Raw genomic sequence first — 4,867 nt, forward strand, 5'->3', positions numbered from 1 at the left:
TCGGCATCGCGCCATCTGAGTGTGACCGCGGTCGACTGGGTCATCGCTGCCGCCGTCTGCAGTCCGCTCGTGAGCCGGTGTCATCGGCACGCCCATGATGGCGTCATCGTAGCGGGTGTGTCGCCTCGATGCACGACATCGACTGGGGGAGGCAACGCGCGCTTTATCCGAAATTATCCGGGCCAGCGAAATGCGTCGTTGCATGCAACGACCGACGAGCGAGGTTTAGAGCGGAAGGCAACGTAAGTCCTTGATCCGCAAGAACTTTGGTGCTTCCTTGTGCATCAGCTAGATAATGCCGCGAAGCGGAACCCAGTCAGAGCCGGGCCAACCGGCGCGCCAGAGCGAGCACCTCGGCGTCGGTCATGTTCTTCACGGCCACGCGCGAGGCCGATGCCGAAGCTGCCATCCTTGCCATCGCTGGCGACGACTTGAAAAACGTCCGACGACGCGGGCGCTCGGCCTGCTCGGCCTTCTTGCGATGGGTCTCCACCGCGCATTTCAGCAGGAGGAAGAAGGCAGCGTCCGCGTGATCTTTGGTGCACGCCCGGTCATCGAGAAGATCGGCCGCCTCGAACAGCCGCTTCCACGTCAGAGGTTTAGAAGTAGGCGCCATTTTCAGGACCTTCCGTGACGGCCGAGACTGCAAATTGAGGGCAGCGACTTGACCAGGAAGTAAGCCCGCCGAGGGCGCTTCATCTTGGCTTCGCGTTCCAGGCGAACGCGTTGAAGCGTGCGCGCCAACAGCAGCTGACAGATCGCATCTGTGTACCGCTTTGTGCCGTTCTTCGCGTCGAGGCGCTTAGCAGCTTGGTAGACCCTGTCGAAGGGCGACAGAGGCTCAGAAAATGTCGCCATCGCCTTCCTCCGCAGGGATATCCATCAAATCCTGCTTGCGCTGCTCGGCGTCGGCCTCATCCAGGTCCTGCCGCAGCTTTCCGATGATGACCCGTACGACAGCGTCGATCGCGACTTCGCTTTCCGCCGCGTAAGCGATCGCAAGCGCTTCGATTTCCAGGTTGCTGCAGCCCAGCGCTTCCAATGGCGATGTGAGCTGGCGCATGTTGCTGTCAATCTTCGTCGGTCGACCGGCGCGATTCGCGCTCGCGGCGCCCTTCTTGAAGCCGGCGCTCATACCCATGCTCCGTTCGCAACCTTGCGCAGCGCATCGCTGGGCACGTAGATCGAAGCGAGATTGTTCATGCCTCGATCAGCCGCAGCGAGCCGCAGCAAGCGCACCTGGGCCGTGAAATGCGATTCCAGCAGGCGCACGCGATTGGCCATGCCCTTGACTTCGGCGCGGCGCTGGGCGGCCACCAGGGCAGCCTCTGCATCGACCACAGCTCGCTGCTGCGCGGCGGGGGCAGCAGCGACCACGGCGGCCTCCAGAGGCGCCAGCATGCGGCCCAGGTCCTCGACGTCCATGCTCAGCGCGTTCATGATGGCGGCGTCGCCGGGCTGCTCGTCGCCAGCCAAGCGACGGGCCCGGATCGCTTCCAATTCGGCGGTCTTGGGTTGCATGCGGGAGCGCAGCGCATCGCGTTCGGCTGTCGAGGCGGCATGAGGCACCTCGGCCTTCGCCAGCGCGGTACGGGCTTGCGCCAGTTGCTGGGCCGCGAGCTTGACGATCGGCGACTCGACCGGCTCGGGCAGCGGGTCGGCATCCGGCGCGGACTCGATGGTTTCGATCGCGTCGGCCACCTGATTCTGCGCCTGCTCGACGGTCTCGGCTTCGAACTGCTTGGCGGCGGAGTTATCGGTCTGGGCGGCGGCGCGCGCGTCGCGGTCGGCAGCGTCGCGCTCGGCGGCGGCGGCCTTGCGGGCTTCCTCCAGAGCGGCGCGGGCCGGGCCGGTGTCGGCGCCAGTGATCAGCGCGCTTGCCAGGGAATTCTCGGCGAGTTGAACGGCCTCGGCGGCGGTGCCGGCGGAGGGGCGCTTGGGAGGGGCGTTTAGTTGATCCATGAACACACTGTTCCGTCACGACCGCCGATTTCCGCGAGCTATATCTACGGAAATTCACGCCAGTGGGGAACAGGGGCTCTACACAGCGGCAAGCCGGGCCAGCACGTTGCGCACTGCAGTGAGCGTCCACGTGCCGCCGCCGCGAGCAAGAATATCGGTCGCGTGCCGCAGGCGGCTGGGCGCGCGGACTGTAGGATGCCCGAGTTCTACTGGAGCACTGTGATCGACGAACTGCGAGACCTGATCCCCCGCGCGATGCTGACGAAATCCGGCGCGGTTTTCAACTCTGGGCGCATGGCGTTCGGCGGGCCGGCGCCGCTGTACATCCTGGGGCTGAACCCGGGCGGCGACCCCGCAACGCATCAGCATGAGACGGTCGCGTCCCATACCGAGGCCGTCGTGACTAAGAGCCCYGCGTGGGCAGCGTATCGGGATGAGTCGTGGAACGGCCGACCACCGGGTACGACCGGCATGCAGCCTCGGGTGCTGCACCTTGTGGATCGACTCGGGCTACAGCCGCAAATGGTGCCCATGAGCAACCTTGTCTTTGAGCGCACGCGCTCGGCGAAGGACCTAAGGGACCGCTTGGACGAACTGGCCGAGGCCTGTTGGCCTTTCCACAGCGCGGTCATCGCCCGCCTGAACGTTCGCACCATCCTGTGCATGGGCAAGGATGCCGGGAACTGGGTGCGTCGGCGCCTGGGCGCCCACGACCTGTTAGGCGAGTTCGTCGAAAAGAATGATCGGCGATGGAAGTCAACCGCGCATGTCGGTCGGGACGGATTGGCCGTAGTGACCGCGACGCATCCAGCGATCGCGAGTTGGCGCCACGAGAGCACCGATCCCACCCCGCTCGTTCGGGCCGCGATAGCGCGCCAAGCCGGGGACAGTCGGCCGCCATACAGTGAGATGCGAGGGCACCTATGAATTGGGGTGAATGGATTGAGCATGACGCGAGGGCGGCGCTGCTTCATTGGAAACAGGCCGCTAAGGGGATTTCGCGGCGCTTCGATATTGCCGCAGGGCACAAGGTGAAAGGTGCAAGCGCCAAGCAGAACGAGCGCGCATTTTGGATGCTGATCCACGAGCCCTTGGATGGGGTGCGGTTATTGGCTGTCCGCCTACCCAGCCTGGGCAATTCCCAGGGTCAGATCGAGCTGCGTATCTGGAGCTATGCAGCCCGGCAAGAGGTCTGGCAGCGGTTCGAGGGTCAGCCGGGTTTCACATTCAGGGGAAGTGCTTTCATGCCCTACACCTGCACCCCCCAGGACAGTTGGAAGCTCGAACTGGAGCGCGAAGGCGTCGAGGTTCGTGGCAAGGCGTTCAGCGGCAGGCTGGCGGACGTGGGAAGACCGGAACAGGCGATGGAAGTGTTGCGCTCACTGTTTGAAGGCTTCAGCGACTTCGTTCTGATGCGGCATCAGAATCTGGAATTCGAACCGGTGATCGATGGCGACGTTTTCGCTGAAGGTGACCGGTCCGCAGCCTCGACTACTGCAGCGCTCGTGGCCTCCGCCAAAACGCGTGAAATGAATGAGGAAGAGCAGGCGGAGAGTATTGAGATTGYCGGTTTCGAAGCAGGCCTTGCATCCTTAAGGACCAGCGAGCGCGAAGCCCTAGTGAAGATGCGGATCGGGCAGTCCCTGTTCCGAGACAGGCTTTTGGCGCGCTGGAACTCCGCGTGCTCGGTAACGGGCTTGAAAAGCCCGGAGGTCCTTATCGCCTCGCACATCAAGCGATGGAGCGATTGCCAGACGGCCGCCGAGCGCTGGGATGTCAACAACGGCCTGCTTCTGACGCCGTCACTGGACAAAGCGTTCGAACTTGGCTTGATAGGTTTCGAGCACGACGGTATTCACCGCGGACGGCTGATCGTCTCGACTAGGGCCAATTGGGACTTGAAGGACAAGCTCAGGCTTGATCACCCGCAATGGCGCATCCGCGACTGGCACCAAGGTCTGGCCCGCTACCTACTTCACCATCGGCAGCGGTGGGCCCTCTGAGCAATTCACTGTCTGACAATAAGGCTCCTGCCAGCCGTCCTGGCCACGCCATCCCTGTACGCAGCCCGTCGGTGCATCCGCAGAACCTTGCCAATCATTCTTCCTCCCAGTGGCCAAAATCGAGCGGTTGTGGTCAGGGCTACGCAGAGTGACCAGAAAATAGCTGGGCTGGTGTTTTGAACATGGGCACAGTCCGGTCACCAATTTCGGTCAGTGGTTGCCAGGAGCACCACAAGTTGTCCCGCGTTATCGCCTACTGCCGCGTGAGCACCGCCGAGCAGACCATTTCGAATCAAGCGCAAGAGATTGTCGCCGCCGGCTTCGCGGTCACGCCCGCCCGCATCGTTGCCGAGACCATCTCAGGCTCCACGGCCGCGTCCGAGCGCGCCCGGCTTAGGCCCAAGGCAAGGCGCTGGGGCGCCCGCGCGCCCTGACCACGGCCCAGGCACAGGAAGCGCTCAATCGCCTTGATGCGGGCGAAGCGGTGGCGGCCGTGGCCCGGGCTTTGTCGACGAGCAGGGCAACGGTGCGAATCCGCGATGCCTTTGTGGCCTGATCAGCCCCGGCGGCGCGCCGTCGACCAGCAGCCAGCCCGCATCGGCGCACCTGTACCGCTGACCACAGCCCCAGGCGATCGCCGGCAAAGGTAGCCGACAAGTAGACTTCGGCATGACCGAAAGTTCTGAAAAGAGCCCTACGTGGACCACCAAAAAGCACACGGCCCTCATCGCCGCAGTAGCACGCATTCGCGCTTGGCTCGCGCGCAAAGCACGGTGGATGACGGATGGCGGCCGTGTTTGGCTCAGTTGCGCCCTGATTGTCGGGACAGCGATCGTCTCGTTCCGGTGGCCTGGGCCCGATTTCAAGTGCTACGCCCCCGATGTTTGGGTGCGCGTCTGGGG

General features: G+C 63.8%; 7 protein-coding genes. 4 read left to right on the forward strand and 3 right to left on the reverse strand.

The window, feature by feature from the left end:
- Positions 1-316: 316 nt before the first annotated feature.
- From AC1D2E_RS34595 to AC1D2E_RS34605, 3 genes are all read right to left on the reverse strand, one after another.
- Positions 317-616, reverse strand: coding sequence for a hypothetical protein (locus AC1D2E_RS34595; protein WP_478201590.1), 300 nt, complete (start codon positions 614-616; stop codon positions 317-319).
- A 225-nt stretch (positions 617-841) separates the two neighbouring features.
- On the reverse strand, positions 842-1,135 hold the full coding sequence (locus AC1D2E_RS34600; protein ID WP_478201591.1) for a hypothetical protein: 294 nt from the start codon (positions 1,133-1,135) through the stop codon (positions 842-844).
- Entirely contained in the window at positions 1,132-1,962 is an 831-nt protein-coding gene (locus AC1D2E_RS34605; protein WP_478201592.1) for a hypothetical protein, read from the reverse strand. The genes AC1D2E_RS34600 and AC1D2E_RS34605 overlap by 4 nt, the downstream gene beginning before the upstream one ends.
- A 195-nt stretch (positions 1,963-2,157) precedes the next feature.
- Between AC1D2E_RS34605 and AC1D2E_RS34610 the strand changes: the two genes are divergently transcribed.
- The 4 genes from AC1D2E_RS34610 to AC1D2E_RS34625 all read left to right on the forward strand — a co-directional run bounded on the left by AC1D2E_RS34610 (position 2,158) and on the right by AC1D2E_RS34625 (position 4,521).
- Positions 2,158-2,889 (forward strand): uracil-DNA glycosylase family protein, encoded by a 732-nt coding sequence (locus tag AC1D2E_RS34610; RefSeq protein WP_478201593.1) that lies wholly within the window; start codon positions 2,158-2,160, stop codon positions 2,887-2,889.
- Entirely contained in the window at positions 2,886-3,965 is a 1,080-nt protein-coding gene (locus AC1D2E_RS34615) for an HNH endonuclease (protein WP_478201594.1), read from the forward strand. The genes AC1D2E_RS34610 and AC1D2E_RS34615 overlap by 4 nt, the downstream gene beginning before the upstream one ends.
- 236 nt (positions 3,966-4,201) lie before the next feature.
- On the forward strand, positions 4,202-4,399 hold the full coding sequence (locus tag AC1D2E_RS34620) for a recombinase family protein (RefSeq protein ID WP_478201595.1): 198 nt from the start codon (positions 4,202-4,204) through the stop codon (positions 4,397-4,399).
- Positions 4,396-4,521, forward strand: coding sequence for a hypothetical protein (locus AC1D2E_RS34625; RefSeq protein WP_478201596.1), 126 nt, complete (start codon positions 4,396-4,398; stop codon positions 4,519-4,521). The genes AC1D2E_RS34620 and AC1D2E_RS34625 overlap by 4 nt, the downstream gene beginning before the upstream one ends.
- The last annotated feature ends 346 nt before the right edge of the window (positions 4,522-4,867 follow it).

This window comes from Variovorax sp. P1_H2 (assembly GCF_056405295.1).

Coding starts and splice junctions, on each gene's coding strand:
- AC1D2E_RS34595 (WP_478201590.1), bottom strand. CDS start 616: ATGGCGCCTACTTCTAAACCTCTGACGTGGAAGCGGCTGTTCGAGGCG.
- AC1D2E_RS34600 (WP_478201591.1), bottom strand. CDS start 1,135: ATGAGCGCCGGCTTCAAGAAGGGCGCCGCGAGCGCGAATCGCGCCGGT.
- AC1D2E_RS34605 (WP_478201592.1), bottom strand. CDS start 1,962: ATGGATCAACTAAACGCCCCTCCCAAGCGCCCCTCCGCCGGCACCGCC.